We start from the raw sequence: 18,142 nt of genomic DNA on the forward strand, positions 1-18,142 counted from the left end.
AAATTGACCAGGGCAGGTAGGCCATGGGCTTCTCCCACCTGTCTCTTACCATCATGCCTCTCCGGGTCGTTTGGCCGAGCGCTCGCCCACGATCACCCCGAGGCCACCAGGTCGATCGAAATCCCCCGCGCACGGGCCAATCATCCGAATCATCCCTTGTTGCCCAACTTTTCCATGGTTCAATGACTCAAGCTTGGGTGCCAAACTCGAAAACTCGGCCGATTTAAGGTATCTCATTGATTTTTCATGAAAAAGAACTTGGACGTCTAGTAGGTTTTGAATCGAGGACTTGGTCGGTATTTGGACGTCATTTCGGACCCCTTCAGGCCCTTGGCACGCCATTAGCATATAAATTTGCCCAAACAGTACAAAAATACCAAGAGTCAAGATATTGAAATGATTGACAAAGACGATAAAGAGGCGCATGCTACTTGGTTGGCTGCTCATTCTCCATTCATGCGGCAGTACCTGTCGGCCAAGGCCGCGCACCCGGACGTGCTGCTGTTCTTCCGCATGGGCGATTTCTACGAGCTGTTCTACGACGACGCGCGCAAGGCGGCGCGGCTGCTCGACATCACCCTGACCCAGCGCGGGCAGTCCGGCGGCGTGCCGATCCCGATGGCCGGCGTGCCGTACCACGCGGCGGAAAACTATCTGGCGCGGCTGGTGCGCCTCGGCGAATCGGTGGCGATCTGCGAGCAGATGGGCGACCCGGCGCTGGCCAAGGGGATCGTCGAGCGCAAGGTGGTACGCGTCGTCACGCCGGGCACGGTGACCGACGCGGCGCTGCTGGAGGAACGCCGCGACAACCTGCTGCTGGCGATCGCCGCCGGTGCGCACGGCAGCTACGGCCTGGCCTGGGTCGACCTGTCCAGCGGCCGCTTCCTGCTCAGCGAGGTACCAAACGCCGAGGCGCTGGCCGCCGAGCTGGCGCGGCTGCAGCCGGCCGAGACCCTCATCCCGGAGGACGTGGCCTGGCCGAAGCTGGTCAGCGCCCTGCCCGGCCTGCGCAAGCGCCCGCCGTGGCATTTCGACGGCGACGCCGCCACGCGCGAGCTGAACCGCTTCTTCGGCACCCGCGACCTGGGCGGCTTCGGCGTGGACAAGCTGCCACTGGCAGTCGCCGCCGCCGGCTGCCTGCTCGGCTATGTCGAGGAAACCCAGAAAAGCGCGCTGCCCCACCTCACCGGCATGGCGGTGGAAAGCGCCAGCGAGACGATCGCGCTGGACGCTGCCACCCGCCGCAACCTGGAGCTGGACATCCACCCCAGCGGCCGCACCGAACACACCCTGCTCGGCGTGCTCGACGAGACCGTGACACCGATGGGCGCACGCCTGTTGCGCCGCTGGCTGACCCGGCCGCTGCGCTCGCGCGAACTGCTGCGCCAGCGCCATCAGGCGATCGGCACGCTGATCGACAGCCGCCGTTACGACAGTCTGCGCGAACAGCTGCGCGGCATCGGCGACCTCGAACGCATCCTCGCCCGCGTGGCGCTGCGCTCGGCGCGCCCGCGCGACCTGTCTACGCTCAGGGACGGCCTGCTGGCCGCCCCTGAGCTCACTCGTGCGCTCGTCCCCGATCGCGAAAATCAAGAAGCGGCCATCCATGGCCGCACTCTTCAACAAGAGCTTTCCCCTCTGCTCGGCTCTTTGGTCGAACGCATCGGCGATCACGTCGACAGCGCCGACCTGCTCGCCCGCGCTATCGTGGAACAGCCGCCGGTGCTGCAGCGCGACGGCGGCGTGATCGCCGACGGCTACGACGCGGAACTCGACGAACTGCGCCGGCTGTCCACCCACGCCGACCAGTACCTGGTCGAACTGGAAGAGCGCGAGAAGGCCGCCTCCGGCATCACGACGCTGAAGATCGGCTACAACCGCGTGCACGGCTACTACATCGAGATCACCCGCGCACAGTCGGACAAGGCACCCGCGCACTACACGCGCCGGCAGACCACGAAGAACGCCGAGCGCTACATCACCGAGGAACTGAAGGCGTTCGAGGACAAGGTGCTGTCGGCGAAGGAGCGCTCGCTGATGCGCGAGCGCGCGCTGTACGAGGCGCTGCTCGACACGCTGACCGAGAAACTCGAACCGCTGAAAACCGCCGCTGCCGCGATGGCCGAGCTGGACGTGCTGTCCACCCTGGCCGAGCGCGCCGAGGCGCTGGACTGGAGCGCGCCGCAGCTCACCGACGAGCCCGGCATCGCAATCGAGCGCGGCCGCCATCCGGTGGTCGAGAAGGTTCGCGACGAGCCGTTCGAGCCGAACGACCTGAAGCTCGACGACACCCGCCGCATGCTGGTGATCACCGGCCCGAACATGGGCGGCAAGTCCACCTACATGCGCCAGAACGCACTGATCGTGCTGCTGGCGCATATCGGCAGCTACGTGCCGGCGGCGAGCGCGGTGATCGGCCCGATCGACCGCATCTTCACTCGTATCGGCGCCGGCGACGACCTCTCGCGTGGCCAGTCCACCTTCATGGTGGAGATGAGCGAGACGGCGAACATCCTGCACAACGCCAGCGCGGACAGCCTGGTGTTGATGGACGAGGTCGGCCGCGGCACCAGCACCTACGACGGCCTCGCGCTGGCCCGCGCCGCCGCCGTGCACCTGGCGCGCCACAGCCGTGCCTACACCCTGTTCGCCACCCACTATTTCGAGCTGACCGAACTGGCCAGCGAATTCCCGGCGATCGCCAACGTGCACCTGGACGCCGTGGAGTTCCACGACCAGAAGCGGGGCGAGCAACTGGTGTTCATGCACGCGGTGAAGGAAGGCCCCGCCAACCGCAGCTTCGGCCTGCAGGTGGCCGCGCTGGCCGGCCTGCCGAAATCGGTGATCGCCGACGCGAAACGCACCCTGGCCGAACTCGAGCGCGGCATGCACCAGCACGCCGGCGCGTACGCGCCGGCCGCCGACACCTCGCCGCAACTGGGGCTGTTCACCCCGGCGCAGCCTTCCGCCGCCGAGCGGGCGCTGGAAGAGATCGACCCGGATGCGCTGACCCCGCGCGAAGCACTGGAAGTGCTGTACCGCCTGAAACGGCTGGACTGATCGCGCCCCGGCGGGCTATGTCGCCCGCCACCACCCTGCGCTCACGCCTCGTTGGCGATATTGGCCTGCCGTGGGTGCCCCGGCCATAGCCATAGGCTATTGCCGGCATCGGAACATTCGAATTCCGTTGATCGCCATGTCTGCGTAGATTGACCGGACACCCGAGTCACCTCCACAGGAGCCCGACATGAGCCAGAACCGCAAGACGCTGACCACCGACGCCGGTGCCCCCTTGGCCGACAACCAGAACAGCCTCACCGCCGGCCCGCGCGGCCCGCTGCTGGTGCAGGACGTGGCGCTGTTCGAAAAACACGCGCACTTCAACCGCGAGCGCATCCCCGAGCGCGTGGTGCATGCCAAGGCCTCCGCCGCGTTCGGCACGCTCACCATCACCCACGACATCACGAAGTACACCCGCGCCAAGGTGTTCAAGCCGGGCACGCAGACGCCGATGCTGGCACGCTTCTCCACCGTCGCCGGCGAGCGCGGCGCGGCGGATGCCGAGCGCGACGTGCGCGGCTTCGCGCTGAAGTTCTATACCGAGGAAGGCAACTGGGACCTGGTCGGCAACAACACGCCAGTGTTCTTCATCCGCGATCCGTACAAGTTTCCCGACTTCATCCACACCCAGAAGCGCGATCCGCGCAGCAACATGCGCAACCCGACCGCCATGTGGGATTACTGGTCGCTGTCGCCGGAGTCGCTGCACCAGGTCACCACCCTGATGAGCGACCGCGGCATCCCGGCCACGCTGCGCCACATGCACGGCTTCGGCAGCCACACCTACAGTTTCTGGAACGAGGCCGGCGAGCGTTACTGGGTGAAGTTCCACTTCAAGACGCAGCAGGGCATCAGGAACCTCACCAACACCGAGGCTGCCGGACTCATCGGCGAGGATCGCGAATCGCACCAGCGCGACCTGTACGAGTCGATCGAGCGCAAGGATTTCCCGAAGTGGACGCTGTATGTGCAGATCATGCCGGAGGCCGATGCCGGGAAGACCTGGTACAACCCGTTCGACCTGACCAAGGTGTGGCCGCACCGTGACTACCCGCTGGTCGAGGTCGGCGTGATGGAACTCAACCGCAACCCCGACAACTACTTCGCCCAGGTCGAGCAATCCAGCTTCTCGCCCGCGAACGTGGTGCCCGGCATCGGCTTCTCGCCGGACAAGGTGCTGCAGTTCCGCCTGTTTTCCTACGCCGACGCGGCGCGCTACCGGCTCGGCGCCAACCACGACCAGCTGCCGGTGAACCAGCCGCGCTGCCCGGTGCACAACTACGCCCGCGACGGGTCGATGCGCCACGGCGACAACGGCGGCGGCAGCGTGAACTACGAGCCGAACTCGTTCGGCGGCCCGGTCGAGGATCCATCAGTGAAGGAGCCGCCGCTGAAGATCTCCGGCGATGCCGACCGCTACGATCACCGCGCCGGCAACGACGACTACCGGCAACCCGGCGACCTGTTCCGGCTGATGAGCGAGCACCAGCAACGGCAGCTGTTCGACAATATCGCGGCGTCGATGCAGGGCGTACCGGAAGACATCGTGCGCCGCCAGCTCGGCCACTTCGCCAAGGCCGATCCGGCCTACGCGGCGGGCGTGGCCAGGGCGCTGGGGCTGGCGATCTGACGCGATGTGTCAGCCGATGCCGTGAACCACCTGCAAGGTGGCTTGCGGCATCGCGGCCGTGGCGGCCAAGCGCGGCGTGGCCTCCGCGTCGGGCATCGCGATATCGGGAATGTCGGCCAGCTCCTCGGGCGACAGCGCCTCCGCCGCCAGCATCGCGAGCGGCGTCTCGCTCGGCACCGGCGCCAGCGGCAGCCGCGCGGCCAGCCGCCCCGACTGCACCAGCTGGCCGATGCGCAGGTACACCTCGTTGCGGTCGAACGGCTTGCGCATGAAATCGTCGGCGCCGAAGCGCTGCACGTAGAACTGCTCGGTCGCCTGCGGGTTGCCGCTGATCATCACGATGGGGATGTGCCGGGTCCGCGGATCGTGGCGCAGCGCGCGCAGCACGGCGAAGCCGTTCATGCCCGGCATCACGATGTCGAGGAAGATCAGCGCCGGCTGCTCGCTGCAGGCCAGCCCGATCGCGTCCAGGCCGCTGGTGGCGTTGAGTACGGCGTAACCGTCCTGGCGCAGCATCTTGCCGAGCACGGCGCAGATCGTGGGCGAATCGTCGACCACCAGCATGCGCGCACCCAGCGCGGCCCGCGGCGCCTCACTCTCCTCGGCGGCCGTGTGGTTGCCGAGCAGGCGCTTGAAGAAGCCGATGCCATTGATCAGTGCGTGTCCGTCCAAGCAAGCCTCCCGGGCCGGTGGGATGGCGCGGCGGCGCCAACCCCGTGGATTTGCGAGGATATTCCCGCAGATCCGGCCCGCGTTCTGCGATGCACTGCTCAGCGCGTGTCCTTCAGCCGTCGCAATTCGCGCCGCGCCTGCTTGTCCGGGCGCTTCACCGGGCCGCTCGCACCGACCAGGCGATGCTGCTCGCGGGCCACCTCGCGCGCCAAGCGGCTGGCCGCGGTCTCGCGGTACAGCGCCTGCGCCGCGCCGGCCGGGCCACGCCGGTCGGACAGCGCCAGCACTTCGACCTCCAGCCGCTCCTCGCCGCAGCCGATCTTCAGCCTGTCGCCCACGCGCAACGTCTTCGCCGGCTTGCAGCCGGCATCGTTGACGTCGATGCGGCCGCCGTCGATCGCCTGCTTGGCGAGGCTGCGCGTCCTGAAGAAGCGTGCGGCCCACAGCCACACGTCGGCGCGCGTGTCGGTCGTTGCCGGCGCTGGCGGTTTGCTCATGGCGCGGATTATCGCGCCATCGCGGCTGCGCGTGGCTCAGTCCTGTCCGGCCGGCGGCACGGCCATGTCGTGCGGATCCGGCATCGCGATGTCCGGGATCGCGGCATGCTCGGCCTCGCTGGGCTCCGGTTCCGCCGGAACCGTCTCCTCCGGCGCGCGCTGGCACACCACCAGGCGGCCGCTGCGGGTGAGGTGTTCGATGCGGGCAAACACCTCGCTGCGGCCGAACGGCTTCTTCATGAAATCGTCGGCGCCGAAGCGCTGCACGTAGAACTGCTCGGTCGCCTGCAGGTTGCCGCTGATCATCACGATCGGGATGCCGCAGGTCAGCGGATCGTGGCGCAGCGCGCGCAACACGGCGAAGCCGCTCATGCCAGGCATCACGATGTCGAGGAAGATCAGGTCGGGGCGATCCCTGCGTGCGATCTCCAGCGCGCTCTCGCCATCGGCGGCCTTCAGCACCACGTGGCCGTTCTGCGCCAGCATCTTGCCGAGCACGGCGCGGATGGTGGGCGAGTCGTCCACCACCAGCACGCAGGCTTCCTTCGGCCCGCCGCTGCGTGGCGCCGTGCGGCGCTCGCCATGATCGCCGAACATGCGCTTGATCAGATCGAAACCTGCCATGACATGAGCCTCCCCCAGCCCATGGATTCCGGCCGCTAGTCTCGGCGCAGCACAGGTCGGGCGCAAGCCGCGCGCTACGCCCCGAGCAGCAGGTTGCCCAGCGGCACGGTGAGCAGCGACAGCACGATGCCGGCGCCCAGCACGGTGTTCGCCAGGGTCGGTTCCAGCTCGTACTCGTCGGCCAGGATCGCCGCCGACACCATCGGCGCCATTGCCGCCTGCAGCACGCCGACGGTGAGTACCAGTCCGCCCACGCCGGCCGCCTTGCCCATCGCCCAGCACGCCAGCGGCGCCAGCAGCAGCTTCCAGCCCAGGCCCCAGCCCGCCGCGCCGAGCTGGCGCTGGCCCGGATGGAACTTGAACTGCAGGCCCACCGAGAACAACGCCAGCGGCGTCAGCGTGGCGCCGACCGGCGCGAACACGCCTTCCAGCACGACCGGCCAGCCGCCGCACAAGCCTGCCACGATGCCTGCGAGCAGTGCGACGAAGGCGGGAAACGTGAGGATGCGGCGCACGATCGGGCCAAGCCGGGGCGTGCGCCCGGAATAGAGCGAGGCCACCACGATGCCGGCCGAGGCCAGCACCGGGAACGCGCCGATCTGGTCGGCCACCACCGCCAGCGCCAGGCCCGCCTTGCCATGCAGCGCCTGCACCATCGGATAGCCCATGTACGCCGTATTGCCCAGGCCGCAGACCAGAATCAGCGCGCCGGTGCGCTGCCGCGACCAGCCCAGCCGCGGCCCGAGCAGGCCGAACAGCAGCCAGGCGCCGCCGAAGGTGAGCCACATCGCCGCCACCGGAAACCACAGCTGCGGGTCGAACTTCACCTTCGGGATCAGTTCCAGCACTAGCGCCGGTAGCGCCACGTTCAACACCCACCAGTTGATGCCCGGCACGATCCCGGCCGGCGGCTTCGCGAAGCGCGCCACCAGGGTGCCGAGGATCAGGCAGACGAACAGCAGCAGCATCGCGCTCATGGGCGGCCATCGCAGGGAAGTCGCCCATTAAACGCGATGCCGCACCTGCGCGGAAGCCGGCGCCGCGGGCTTATCGGCGATAATCCTTCGTCCATCGTCCGCGCAAGCCCGCCGCCATGAACGACCCTCCCCATCTCGCGCACGGACTGGCCGGCGACAGCACGCCGCCGGACTGGCCGCCGCTGGCCCTGGACGAGGTCGCGGCGCTCCTGCGCGGCTATCCGGCGCCGGGCACGCCGCTCCGCATCGACTGGCACAGCCCGCGGCCGCTGTCGGCCGCCTGCCTGGTCGCCACCGACCGCGGCACGTTGTTCGTCAAGCGCCACCATCGCGACGTGCGATCGGTGGCCACGCTGGAGGAGGAGCACCGCTTCATCGCGCACCTGCGCGCGCACGGCATGCCGATCCCCGCCGTGCTGCCAGATGCGCGCGGGCGCACCGCGGTGGCGATCGGCGACTGGACCTACGAGGTGCACGGGCGCGCCGGCGGCATCGACCTGTACCGCGAGGCGATCTCGTGGGAGCCGTTGCCGAGCCGTACGCATGCGCTCACCGCCGGCCGCATGCTGGCCGCCCTGCACGATGCGGCCACGGGCTACCGTGCGCCGCAGCGCGACACCCACCTGCTGGTCGCGCGCAGCGAGCTGATCCGCGCCGCCGATCCGGTCGCCGCGCTGCGTGCGCAACTGCCGCAACGCCCCGGCCTGGCCGACTACCTGCGCGGCCGCGACTGGCCGGCGGATCTCGCCGAACTGCTCGCGCCCTGGCACGCCGCCGCGCAGCCGCGACTGGCGCGGCAGCCCTCGCTATGGACGCACGGCGACTGGCACGTCTCCAACCTGTGCTGGAGCGACGACGGCGCCGACGCACGGATCGGCGCCGTGCTCGACTTCGGCCTCGCCGACGCCAACTTCGCGCTGTTCGACCTCGCCACCGCGATCGAGCGCAACGCGATCGCCTGGCTGGCGCTCGACGCCGACGCCGACGCCGCCCGCCCCGATATCGCCTGCGCCCTGATCGACGGCTACCGCCGGCATCGCCCGCTCTCCAGCGCCGATCTCCACCTGCTGGCCGACCTGCTGCCACTGGTGCACGTGGACTTCGCGCTGTCCGAAGTCGAGTACTACCACGCCGTCACCCGCTCGCCCGCGAACGCCGACATCGCCTACGACACCTTCCTGCGCGGCCATCCGGCGTGGTTCCGCCTGCCGCCGGGGCAGGCCCTGCGGCAGGCGATCCGCGACCACGCCTGAGCCGGGAGGGCGCCCGCGTCGCGGCGGTCCGCGCCCAATCGTGGTTAAATGGGCGTTCTTGAAGCGGGGGTGCCCGGCATGGCCGGGCTGAGAGAGTCCCTTGGAACCTGATCCGGTCCGTACCGGCGTAGGGAGCTTGCAGATCCGGCACGTCCAGGCGACGGCCGGGTCGCCGTCGCTTCGTCCGCATCACCTGAAGACGACGATGGCCGCACTCCGCATTTTCCCCGCCCGCTCCCCCCTGATCCTCGCCCTGCTCGCCGTCATGGCCTCCGCCCATGCCGCCGACGACACCACCAGGCCGCAGGCCACGCCGCTGGCGCCGGTCCACGTCGAGGCCGACAGCGCGCACGGCTACCACGCCGACAACTCGCAACTGGACACCTTCGGCAGCTTCGGCAATGCGCCGCTGCAGGACACCCCCGCCGCGGTCAGCGTGATCACCCGCGACCAGATCGACGATCGCCAGCCACGCACGCTGAGCGAACTGGCGCGCGCCGACGCCGCGCTGGGCGACAACTACGCGCCGGTCGGCTACTACCAGGACATCGCCATCCGCGGCTTCGCGCTGGACCTCGCCACCGGCTATCGGCTCAACGAGATGAGCCTGGCCGGCGAGCAGCCGATCGCACTGGAAGACAAGCAGCGGGTGGAAATCCTCAAGGGCCTCGGCGGCCTCGAAGCGGGCGTGCTGGCGCCGGGCGGGCTGGTCAACTACGTCAGCAAGCGCCCGGCCGAGGTGCGCAGCGCCACCGTCGGCACCGACTCGCACGGCTCGCGCTACCTCGCCGTGGACGTCGGCGGCTGGCTCTCGCCCACGTTCGGCGTGCGGGTGAACGCGGCGCATGAAGGCATCCACTCCTGGGTCGACCACGCCGATGGCCGGCGCAACCTGCTGTCGCTGGCCGCCGACTGGAAGATCAGCGCGGACGCCACCCTGCAGCTGGACAGCGACTACCAGGCCAGCTCGCAGCGCTCCGTCTCCGGCTACCAGCTGCTCGGCGGCCGCACCCTGCCCGCCCGCCCCAGCCGCACCCGCATGCTCGGCTTCCAGCCGTGGCAGCAGCCGGTCGGCGTCGGCGCCAGCAACAGCACGCTGCGCTTCGACTACCGCCTCGGCAACGACTGGCACGCACAGCTCTCGGCCGGCCACAGCCGCGCCATGATCGACGACAACGTGGCGTTCGCCTACGGCTGCTTCTACTCGCCCGATTGCGCCAGCGGCGCCACCCCGGGCTGGTTCTTCGCGCCGAACGGCGACTACGACATCTACGACTACCGCAGCCCCGACGAGGTCCGCAGCAACGACGAGGCCCGCGCGGTGCTGAAGGGTTCGTTCGACACCGGCGCCATCGGCCACGAAGTCAGCCTCGGCGCCAGCGCGTTCCGCCGTACCATCGACCTGCGCCCCTACGTCTACGACTACGTGGGCACCGGCAACATCGACCAGGTCGACCCGCCGTACTTCGCGCCGTCGCCGAACCAGCCGGGTGCCTCGGCACGACGCCTCACCAGCTGGCAGCACTCGATCTTCGCGCTCGACCGCATCCACCTCGGCGCACACTGGCAGCTGCTGGCCGGCGGCCGCTACGTGCGCCTGCACGAGCGCGCCTACGACGACGCCGGCGCGCCGCAGCGCGACACCCGCCTCGGCAAGGCACTGCCGCAAGCCGCCGTGCTGTGGCAGCCGAGCAGCCGGCTGACTGCCTACGCCAGCTACAGCGAGAGCCTGTCGCTGGGCAACCAGGCGCCGTACTGGACCTCCAACGGCGGCACCACGCTGGCCCCGCTGCTGGCACGCCAGACCGAGGCCGGCGTGAAGTACGCCTGGAGCGACGCACTCGGCCTTTCGGCCGCGCTGTACCGCATCCGCCAGCCATACCAGTTCGCGCGGCCGGACGGCAGCGCCGCGGGCTTCACCTTCGTCCAGCAGGGCAACGAGGCGCATGCCGGGCTGGAACTCAACGCCGCCGGCCAGGTGAGCGACGCGCTGCGCCTCACCGCCAGCGTCAACCTGATCCGGGCCCGCGCGCAGGGTACCGGCGCGGCCGCCTACGAGGGCCACCAGGTGGTCAACGTACCGCGCCTGCGCACGGCCCTGTACGTGGATTACCGCCTGCCGTTCGCGGCCGACATCGGCCTGCTCGGCGGCTGGCGCTACGCCAGCCCGAACGTCGCTACGCCGGACGGCATGACGCGCGTGCCGGCGTACCACGTGTTCGATGCCGGCCTGCGCTACACCACCCGGTGGAACGACCATGCGCTGACCGTGCGGCTCAACGTCGACAACGTGTTCAACCACTTCTACTGGCGCGACACCGGCAACTCCGGCGGCGACAGCTACCTGTTCCCGGGCACGCCGCGGCTGGCGCGGCTTTCCGCGACCTTCGCGTTCTGACATGGGCTGGATCGAACTCGTCGCCGCGCTGCTTAGCGCCTGGGGCGTATGGCTCACCGCACGCCGGCGGCCGTGGTGCTGGCCGGTGGGCCTGGTGTCAGTGCTGGTTTACGCGTGGGTGTTCGTCGGGGCGAAGCTGTATTCCGACGCGCTGCTGCAACTGGCGTTCGCGGTGCTGATCGGCTACGGCTGGGCACGCTGGCTGCAGCACCTGGACGGCGACGGCCGCGTGCAGGTGGCCGCGCTGCCGCGCCGGCAGGCCATGGCGCACATCGCGCTGGGCGTGCTCGGCGCGCTGGCGCTGGGCGCATTCATGCACTACCGCACCAACGCCGCCCTGCCCTGGCTGGACGCCGCGCTCACCGCCTTCAGCCTGGTCGCGCAGTGGTGGCAGGCGCGCCGGCACATCGCCGCGTGGTGGCTGTGGATCGTGGTGGATGCGATCTACATCGGCGAGTACGCCTACAAGTCGCTGCTGATCACCGCGGCGCTGTACGCCGGCTTCATCGTGCTGGCGGCGATCGGACTGCGCGCGTGGCAGCGCGCCGGCAAGGCACCTGCCTCCGCCTGACGCCGGCGCGGAAGCCCGGCTCCGGCATGTTCAGCGAATCGTAACGCCGCTGCGACGACACTACGGCTGCACGCAACGTCAATGCCGGATGGACGCCAGGATGAATATCCCGCCGGGTGGAATGCAGCTGCTGTACGTCGCCGTCCTGCTGCTGGCCGCGGCGGGGCCGGCCGGCGCGCAGAACATCTACAAGTGCACCCAGGGCGGCCAGGTCGCCTATACCGACCACCCGTGCCCGAACGGCAGCGGCGAGCTGCTGCACCAGGCCGACGACACCGAAGTCATCGACCGCTACCTGCGCCTGGGCCAGGACGAGCTGGCGAAGCGCTATGCGGATTCACGCCACCTCGAAGCGCTCTACCAACAGCGCCTCGACGCGCGCCAGCAGGCGATGGACGAAAAGGCCCAGCGCGAAGCCGACGCGGCCTACGCAGCGCAGCAGCGTGACGAAGAAGCCCGGCAACAGGCGCTGGCCGACCAGGCAGCCGAGCGCGACCGGCTGCATGCCGAGAATGCGGCTTTGCGCCAGCAGAACGCGGATTACCAGAACCAGCTGAACCAGCCGGTCTACAACGCCCCGCCGGTCTACTGGGGCCCCCCGCCGTACCCACGCCGCCATCGCGACCATGATTACGACGGCGACCACCCGCCACCGGTATCGGACAAACCGATCTTCCACCCGTGCAAGCAGTTGGCCGGTGGTCGCACGCAGTGCTGAAGTGCTGTCTGCGGCGCACCCGGCCGAGCCGTTGAACCGGCAGCGTCACCCCGGCGGCAGCCATCCATTACGCGCACCGAAATCCTCCATGACCGCGCGGCAGCGCGTTGCGGGCCGTCCCTGCTTCCCGTTGACTGCGCAGTGGGGCGGGAGGAAAGTCGGGAGTGCCGAAGAAACGGGCGCCGTGCAGGATGCCCGCGACGGGTACCTGGCCATGCCAAGGAGGCCTTATGAAACGGTTCCACGTACTGATGCTTTCCGGAATGCTGTCGGCCGCCACCGGCGGCGCCATGGCCGATTCGGGCTCGCTCAACGCGTTCACGCCCAAGGTCCTGCCGGTCCTGGTGCGGGTGGATTCCCGGGGCAAGGTCACCGACGTCTCGCCGGCCTACGAACTCCCCCCGCGATTCAGCCGCTTGCTCGCCAGGAACCTGGGCGAAATGATCGCCAAGCCGGCGTTCGACCACGATCGCCCCGTGGCCAGCCAACTCGTGATCAACCTCGCTTTGCAGACCACCCCGCGCAAGGAGGGCGACTACGACGCCCACTTCGCCTATGTCTCGAGCCAGCCCGTGCCCATCGGGTCGTGGTACTGGGTCCATGAGGACGGCCACCGGCTGGCGCTCGCGAACAGGAACGACATCCGCCGCATCGAAAACCTTCGCTTCAACAGGCATCGGCCGGAGTACCTGCCGCAGCGTGCCTGGGACATCCAGTCCGCACCGGGTCCGGCCATTCGTAGCGCCACCAGCAACGTGACCAGCCCTCCGGCACCGCGCGACCCGGGGCATGGCCGGTGACCTGAACCGGCGGTCGCCGGCGGGCGAGGAACGCGTCACGCCGCCAGGATGTCCCGCAAGGAAAAGGCCCGTCGGATCCGACGGGCCTTTTCTTCTTTCCGGGATCGCCGTCGCGAAAGGCGTGATGCGGCTTATCCCAGCAACACCCGATTCATCCGCTGCACGAACGCCGACGGGTCCGGCAGCTGCGCACCGGCCGCAATCTCCGCCTGCTCCAGCAGCAGGGTGGCCAGGTCCTTCGCCTTCGCCTCGTCGGTTTCGGCCTCGACGCGCTTCAGCAGCGCGTGCTGCGGGTTGATCTCCAGCGTGGGTTTGTTCTCGGGCATGTCGTGGCCGGCTTCGCGCAGCAGGCGGGCCAGGTGCGGGGCCATCTCGTAGTCGCTGAGGGCGAGGCACGAAGGCGAGTCGGTGAGGCGGGCCGATACCTTCACCTCGCCCACGCGGTCGCCGAGCAGGTCCTTCAGCTTCTTCAGCAGCGGCTCGGCTTCTTTCGTCGCCTCTTCCTGCTTCTTCTTGTCGGCTTCGTCCAGCGGCACCTCGCCCTTGGCAACGCTCTTGAGCTTCTTGCCTTCGTACTCGCTCAAGCTGCCGATCATCCACTCGTCGATGCGGTCGGACATCAGCAGCACCTCGATGTCCTTGGCCTTGAACGCTTCCAGTTGCGGGCTGCCGAAGGCGGCGGCGTAACTGTCGGCGGTGATGTACCAGATGGCGTCCTGTCCGACGGCCATGCGGCCGATGTAATCGTCGAAGGAGACGGTCTGCGCGCTGCCTTCGCCCTTGGTGGAAGCGAAGCGCAGCAGCTTGGCGATGCGCTCGCGGTTGTTGGCGTCTTCGCTGATGCCTTCCTTGAGCGTGTTGCCGAACGCCTTGTAGAAGGTGGCGAATTTCTCCGGCTCGTCCTTGGCCAGCTTCTCGATCAGGTCGAGCACGCGCTTGACGCAGGCGGCCTTGATGCGCTCGAGCTGGCGGTTGTGCTGCAGGATTTCGCGGCTGACGTTGAGCGGCAGGTCGTCGGCGTCGACCACGCCGCGCACGAAGCGCAGGTAGTTCGGCAGCAGCTCCTCGGCGGCGTCCATGATGAAGACGCGCTTGATGTAGAGCTTCAAGCCCTTGCGCTCGTCGCGGCCGCCCATCATCAGGTCGAACGGCGGCTGCGAGGGGATGTACAGCAAGGTGGTGAAGCTCTGGCTGCCTTCGACGCGGTTGTGCGTCCACGCCAGCGCATCGTTGAAGTCGTGGCCGAGCGACTTGTAGAAGCTCTGGTAGTCCTCGTCGGAAATCTCGGCCTTGGGCTTGGTCCACAGCGCCGAGGCGGCGTTGACGGTCTCGAACTCGTCGGTGGGCTTGCCGTCCTTCTCGACCGGCATGCGGATCGGGAATGCCACGTGGTCGGAGTAGCGGGTGATCAGCGCGCGCAGCTGCCAGCGGCTGAGGAACTCGTCCTCGTCGGCCTTGAGATGCAGGATCACGGCGGTGCCGCGTTCGGCCAGTTCGACCGGCTCCAGCGAGTACTCGCCCTTGCCGTCGCTTTCCCACTTCACGCCCTCACCGGCCGGCGCGTCCGCGCGGCGGCTGAGCACGGTGACCTTGTCGGCGACCACGAAGGCGGAGTAGAAGCCCACGCCGAACTGGCCGATCAGGCGCGCGTCGGCCTTCTGTTCGCCCGACATCGCCTCCAGGAAACGGCGCGTGCCGGAGCTGGCGATGGTGCCGATGTTGGCCACCACCTCGTCGCGGCTCATGCCGATGCCGTTGTCGCGCACGGTGACGGTGCGCGCGTCGGGGTCCCAGCTGACGTCGATGTGCAGCTCGCTGTCGCCGGCGGAAAGTTCCGGCTTAGCGATCGATTCGAAGCGCAGCTTGTCGCAGGCGTCGGAAGCGTTGGAGATCAGCTCGCGCAGGAAGATCTCCTTGTGCGAGTACAGCGAATGGGTGACCAGGTGCAGCACCTGGGCGACTTCGGCTTCGAACTTGCGGGTTTCGGCGGGTGCGTTCATGCGTGGAGTTTCCGTTGTTGCGCTGACTATGGGAAATGGCCCCTCTCCATGCTAGCAAGCGGGAGGTTGGCGACCGAAGGGAGTCCTTCAGGTGAGGGGGTTCGCTCTTGATCCTGGATTGACCTTGCGGCGAAGAGCAACCCCTCCCCAGCCCTCCCCTGCTAGCAGGGGAGGGAGCAAAGCGGAGGTCAGGTGGGGTTCTGCAGCGCCGCGATGCGCTCCTCCAGCGGCGGATGGCTCATGAACAGGCGCTTGAAACCCTCGGCCAGCGGACCGGAGATGCCGAACGCGGCGATCGTGGTCGGCAGCGTATTCTCGCCGTGGTTGGCCTGCAGCCGCTGCAGCGCCGAGATCATCGCACCGCGGCCGGCGAACTGCGCGCCCGCCGCGTCGGCGCGGAACTCGCGCCAGCGCGAGAACGCGGCCACGATGATCGAGGCGAACAGGCCGAACACCAGCTGCAGCACCATCACCGTCACGAAATAGCCGATGCCGGTGCCGCCCTCGCGGTCGTCGCGGCCACCGGACAGCCAGCTGTCGACCAGCCGCCCCACGATGCGCGCGGCGAGGATCACCAGCGTGTTCAGCACGCCCTGGATCAGGGTCAGCGTGACCATGTCGCCGTTCGCCACGTGGCCGATCTCGTGGCCGAGCACGGCGCCGACCTGCTCGCGGTTCATCTGCTGCAGCAGGCCGGAACTCACCGCCACCAGCGAGCTGTTCTTCGTCATGCCTGTGGCGAACGCATTCATCTCTGGCGCGTCGTAGATCGCCACCTCGGGCATGCCGATGCCGGCGTTCTGCGCATGGCGGCGCACGGTGTCGACCAGCCAGCGCTCGGTCTCGTCCTGCGGCTGCTCGATCACCCGCGCGCCGGTGGACCACTTGGCGATCGTCTTGGACATCGCCAGCGAAATGAACGCGCCGCCCATGCCGAACACGGCCGCATAGGCCAGCAGGCCGCCCATGCCGCCGTAGCCGCGGGCGGCGGCCATCTGGTCGATGCCGAACAGGTGGCAGACGATGCTCAGCAGGAGCAGGACGGCAAGGTTGGTACCGATGAACAATGCGATGCGACGCATGGCTGTCTCTCTTTGGCAGTCATGAAGGAAACGGGAAAACCGCAGCTCAAGATTCGGGGCGCAAGTGGTGGCTTTCAAGGGTTGCCGGCAGCGACCGGTCACGCCCCGCTACCCTAGAATGCGCCGATGAGCTACCGCGGCCGCTTCGCCCCCTCGCCCACCGGACAGCTGCACTTCGGCTCGCTGGTCGCCGCGGTGGGCAGTTGGCTGTGCGCACGGCACGCCGGCGGCGAATGGCTGTTGCGGATGGAAGACATCGACCCGCCGCGCGAGGTTCCCGGCTCGGCCGCCGGCATCCTTGCCGCCTTGCCGGCGTTCGGGCTGGTCGCCGATGCGCCGTCGCTGTTCCAGTCGCGGCGCCTCGCCGCCTACGACGCCGCGTTCGAACGGTTGTGCGAGGCCGGCCAGGTGTTCCCCTGCTGGTGCAGCCGCAGCGAGCTGGCCGGCGCCGGCGGCATCCATCGCGACGGCCGCTGCGTCGCTGCGCCGCAGCCCGGCCAGGCATCAGCCTGGCGCCTGCTCGCACCGGATCTCGTGATCGAATTCGATGACGCACTGCAGGGTCCGCAACGACAGAACCTGCGCGACGAGGTGGGCGACTTCGTGATCCGCCGGGTCGAGGGTTTCTACTCCTACCAGCTCGCCTGCGTGGTGGACGACGCGCACCAGGGCATCACCGAGGTGGTGCGCGGTCTCGACCTGCTCGACTCCACCGCGCGGCAGATCTGGCTGCAGCGCTGCCTCGGGCTGGCCACGCCGGCTTATCGCCACCTGCCGCTGGTGCTGGACGGCGAGGGACGCAAGCTGTCGAAGTCCGGGCAGGCGTTTCCGGTCGACCCGGCCGATCCGTTGCCGGCGTTGCGGCGGGCGCTGGCATTCCTGCGGGTACCGGCGCCGGCCATGGCCGTGGATGCCAGCGACCTGCTGGCGCAGGCGCTGGCGAACTTCGACCCGGCGTATTTGCCGCATTGCAGCGGTCACTCTTTCGCCTGAAACGCTATAAATGCAGAGCGCACCGGCGTCCCGTGGCAACGGCTGAAACATGCCCTCGCCGCGATCCGGTGCGGCAGCCCTCCGCTTCACCTGCACAGGAGTTTCAAGGACATGACGCAGCGTACGGCATTGGTCACAGGCGGCACCGGCGGCATCGGCAGCGCGATCATTCGCTACCTCGCCGGGCAGGGGCATCGGGTTGCCACCAATTACCGTGACCCGGGCAAGGCCGAAGCCTGGCACAAGGCGATGGCCGCGGAAGGCATCGAGGTATGCATGGTATCCGGCGACGTCTCCGACCCCACCGCCAGCGAGGCGATGATCCAGGCGATCGAGGCGAAGTGCGGCCCGGTCGACATCCTGGTCAACAACGCCGGCATCACCCGCGATACCACCTTCCACAAGATGAGCTACCAGCAGTGGACGGACGTGATCAACACCAACCTCAACGCCTGCTTCAACGTCACCCGCCCGGTGATCGAGGGCATGCGCCACCGCAAGTGGGGCCGCATCGTGCAGATCAGCTCGATCAACGGCCAGAAAGGCCAGTACGGCCAGGCCAACTACGCCGCGGCGAAGGCCGGCATGCACGGCTTCACCATCTCGCTGGCGCAGGAGAACGCGAAATTTGGCATCACCGTCAACACCGTCTCGCCCGGCTACGTGGGCACCGACATGGTGATGGCGGTGCCCGAGGAAGTGCGCGAGAAGATCGTGGCGCAGATCCCGGTGGGCCGCCTCGGCCGCCCGGACGAGATCGCCCATGCGGTGGCGTTCTTCACCGGCGACCAGGCCAGCTGGATCACCGGCGCCAACCTGGCGATCAATGGCGGGCATTACATGGGGTGGTGAGCACCACTCCAACCA

The 18,142-nt window shown here is 68.6% G+C and carries 16 protein-coding genes and 1 riboswitch; of the genes, 9 read left to right on the top strand and 7 right to left on the bottom strand.

The genetic code is table 11. From position 1 onward, the window contains the following. Window positions 1-51 precede the first annotated feature (51 nt). Complete coding sequence (locus tag RHOFW104R8_RS17650; RefSeq protein WP_162493023.1) at window positions 52-447, bottom strand: hypothetical protein; 396 nt, start codon at window positions 445-447, stop codon at window positions 52-54. On the opposite strand from RHOFW104R8_RS17650, the gene mutS reads away from it, so the two are divergent. Continuing rightward, window positions 397-3,060: a DNA mismatch repair protein MutS gene (gene mutS, locus RHOFW104R8_RS00990; protein ID WP_153021759.1), complete on the top strand. Its 2,664-nt coding sequence runs from the start codon at window positions 397-399 to the stop codon at window positions 3,058-3,060. The genes RHOFW104R8_RS17650 and mutS overlap by 51 nt on opposite strands. Before the next feature lie 187 nt (window positions 3,061-3,247). Beyond that, the gene (locus tag RHOFW104R8_RS00995) at window positions 3,248-4,690 is read left to right on the top strand and encodes a catalase (RefSeq protein WP_068096791.1); all 1,443 of its coding nucleotides are present in this window, start codon (window positions 3,248-3,250) and stop codon (window positions 4,688-4,690) included. A gap of 9 nt (window positions 4,691-4,699) precedes the next feature. On the opposite strand, the gene RHOFW104R8_RS01000 is transcribed toward RHOFW104R8_RS00995, so the two are convergent. The 4 genes from RHOFW104R8_RS01000 to RHOFW104R8_RS01015 form a co-directional block, all read right to left on the bottom strand. Next, window positions 4,700-5,362 carry a PleD family two-component system response regulator gene (locus RHOFW104R8_RS01000; protein WP_068096795.1) on the bottom strand — a complete coding sequence of 221 codons (663 nt, stop codon included), beginning with the start codon at window positions 5,360-5,362 and terminating at the stop codon, window positions 4,700-4,702. Window positions 5,363-5,460: 98 nt separating this feature from the next. Beyond that, complete coding sequence (locus tag RHOFW104R8_RS01005; protein WP_068096798.1) at window positions 5,461-5,859, bottom strand: RNA-binding S4 domain-containing protein; 399 nt, start codon at window positions 5,857-5,859, stop codon at window positions 5,461-5,463. Window positions 5,860-5,895: 36 nt separating this feature from the next. Next, window positions 5,896-6,483: a PleD family two-component system response regulator gene (locus RHOFW104R8_RS01010; protein WP_068096801.1), complete on the bottom strand. Its 588-nt coding sequence runs from the start codon at window positions 6,481-6,483 to the stop codon at window positions 5,896-5,898. A 74-nt stretch (window positions 6,484-6,557) separates the two neighbouring features. Continuing rightward, complete coding sequence (locus RHOFW104R8_RS01015) at window positions 6,558-7,451, bottom strand: AEC family transporter (RefSeq protein ID WP_068096830.1); 894 nt, start codon at window positions 7,449-7,451, stop codon at window positions 6,558-6,560. A gap of 125 nt (window positions 7,452-7,576) precedes the next feature. Here RHOFW104R8_RS01015 and RHOFW104R8_RS01020 point away from each other — a divergent pair, with 125 nt between their 5' ends. The 5 genes from RHOFW104R8_RS01020 (at window position 7,577) to RHOFW104R8_RS01040 (ending at window position 13,200) form a co-directional block, all read left to right on the top strand. Next, complete coding sequence (locus RHOFW104R8_RS01020) at window positions 7,577-8,713, top strand: phosphotransferase enzyme family protein (protein WP_068096804.1); 1,137 nt, start codon at window positions 7,577-7,579, stop codon at window positions 8,711-8,713. A 55-nt stretch (window positions 8,714-8,768) separates the two neighbouring features. Continuing rightward, window positions 8,769-8,864: riboswitch (TPP riboswitch) on the top strand. Window positions 8,865-8,918: 54 nt separating this feature from the next. Next, window positions 8,919-11,111 carry a TonB-dependent siderophore receptor gene (locus tag RHOFW104R8_RS01025; RefSeq protein ID WP_068096833.1) on the top strand — a complete coding sequence of 731 codons (2,193 nt, stop codon included), beginning with the start codon at window positions 8,919-8,921 and terminating at the stop codon, window positions 11,109-11,111. A 1-nt stretch (window position 11,112) separates the two neighbouring features. After that, window positions 11,113-11,682, top strand: coding sequence for a nicotinamide riboside transporter PnuC (gene pnuC, locus RHOFW104R8_RS01030; RefSeq protein ID WP_068096807.1), 570 nt, complete (start codon window positions 11,113-11,115; stop codon window positions 11,680-11,682). A gap of 100 nt (window positions 11,683-11,782) precedes the next feature. After that, on the top strand, window positions 11,783-12,400 hold the full coding sequence (locus RHOFW104R8_RS01035; protein WP_235604266.1) for a DUF4124 domain-containing protein: 618 nt from the start codon (window positions 11,783-11,785) through the stop codon (window positions 12,398-12,400). A 230-nt stretch (window positions 12,401-12,630) separates the two neighbouring features. Further along, a complete protein-coding gene (locus RHOFW104R8_RS01040) occupies window positions 12,631-13,200 on the top strand; it encodes a hypothetical protein (RefSeq protein WP_068096810.1) in 570 nt (189 codons plus the stop codon). A gap of 131 nt (window positions 13,201-13,331) precedes the next feature. Here RHOFW104R8_RS01040 and htpG read toward each other — a convergent pair whose 3' ends face one another. Next, window positions 13,332-15,200 (bottom strand): molecular chaperone HtpG, encoded by a 1,869-nt coding sequence (gene htpG, locus RHOFW104R8_RS01045; protein ID WP_068096812.1) that lies wholly within the window; start codon window positions 15,198-15,200, stop codon window positions 13,332-13,334. 188 nt (window positions 15,201-15,388) lie between these two features. Continuing rightward, window positions 15,389-16,282, bottom strand: a complete 894-nt coding sequence (htpX, locus tag RHOFW104R8_RS01050; protein ID WP_068096839.1) for a protease HtpX — start codon at window positions 16,280-16,282, stop codon at window positions 15,389-15,391. A 126-nt stretch (window positions 16,283-16,408) separates the two neighbouring features. Here htpX and gluQRS point away from each other — a divergent pair, with 126 nt between their 5' ends. Further along, window positions 16,409-17,275 carry a tRNA glutamyl-Q(34) synthetase GluQRS gene (gene gluQRS, locus RHOFW104R8_RS01055; RefSeq protein WP_068096842.1) on the top strand — a complete coding sequence of 289 codons (867 nt, stop codon included), beginning with the start codon at window positions 16,409-16,411 and terminating at the stop codon, window positions 17,273-17,275. A 111-nt stretch (window positions 17,276-17,386) separates the two neighbouring features. Further along, window positions 17,387-18,127: an acetoacetyl-CoA reductase gene (gene phbB / locus RHOFW104R8_RS01060; RefSeq protein WP_068096845.1), complete on the top strand. Its 741-nt coding sequence runs from the start codon at window positions 17,387-17,389 to the stop codon at window positions 18,125-18,127. Window positions 18,128-18,142: the final 15 nt, after the last annotated feature.

Origin of the sequence: Rhodanobacter sp. FW104-R8, assembly GCF_001617365.1 — a bacterium.
Taxonomy (GTDB): Bacteria; Pseudomonadota; Gammaproteobacteria; order Xanthomonadales; family Rhodanobacteraceae; genus Rhodanobacter.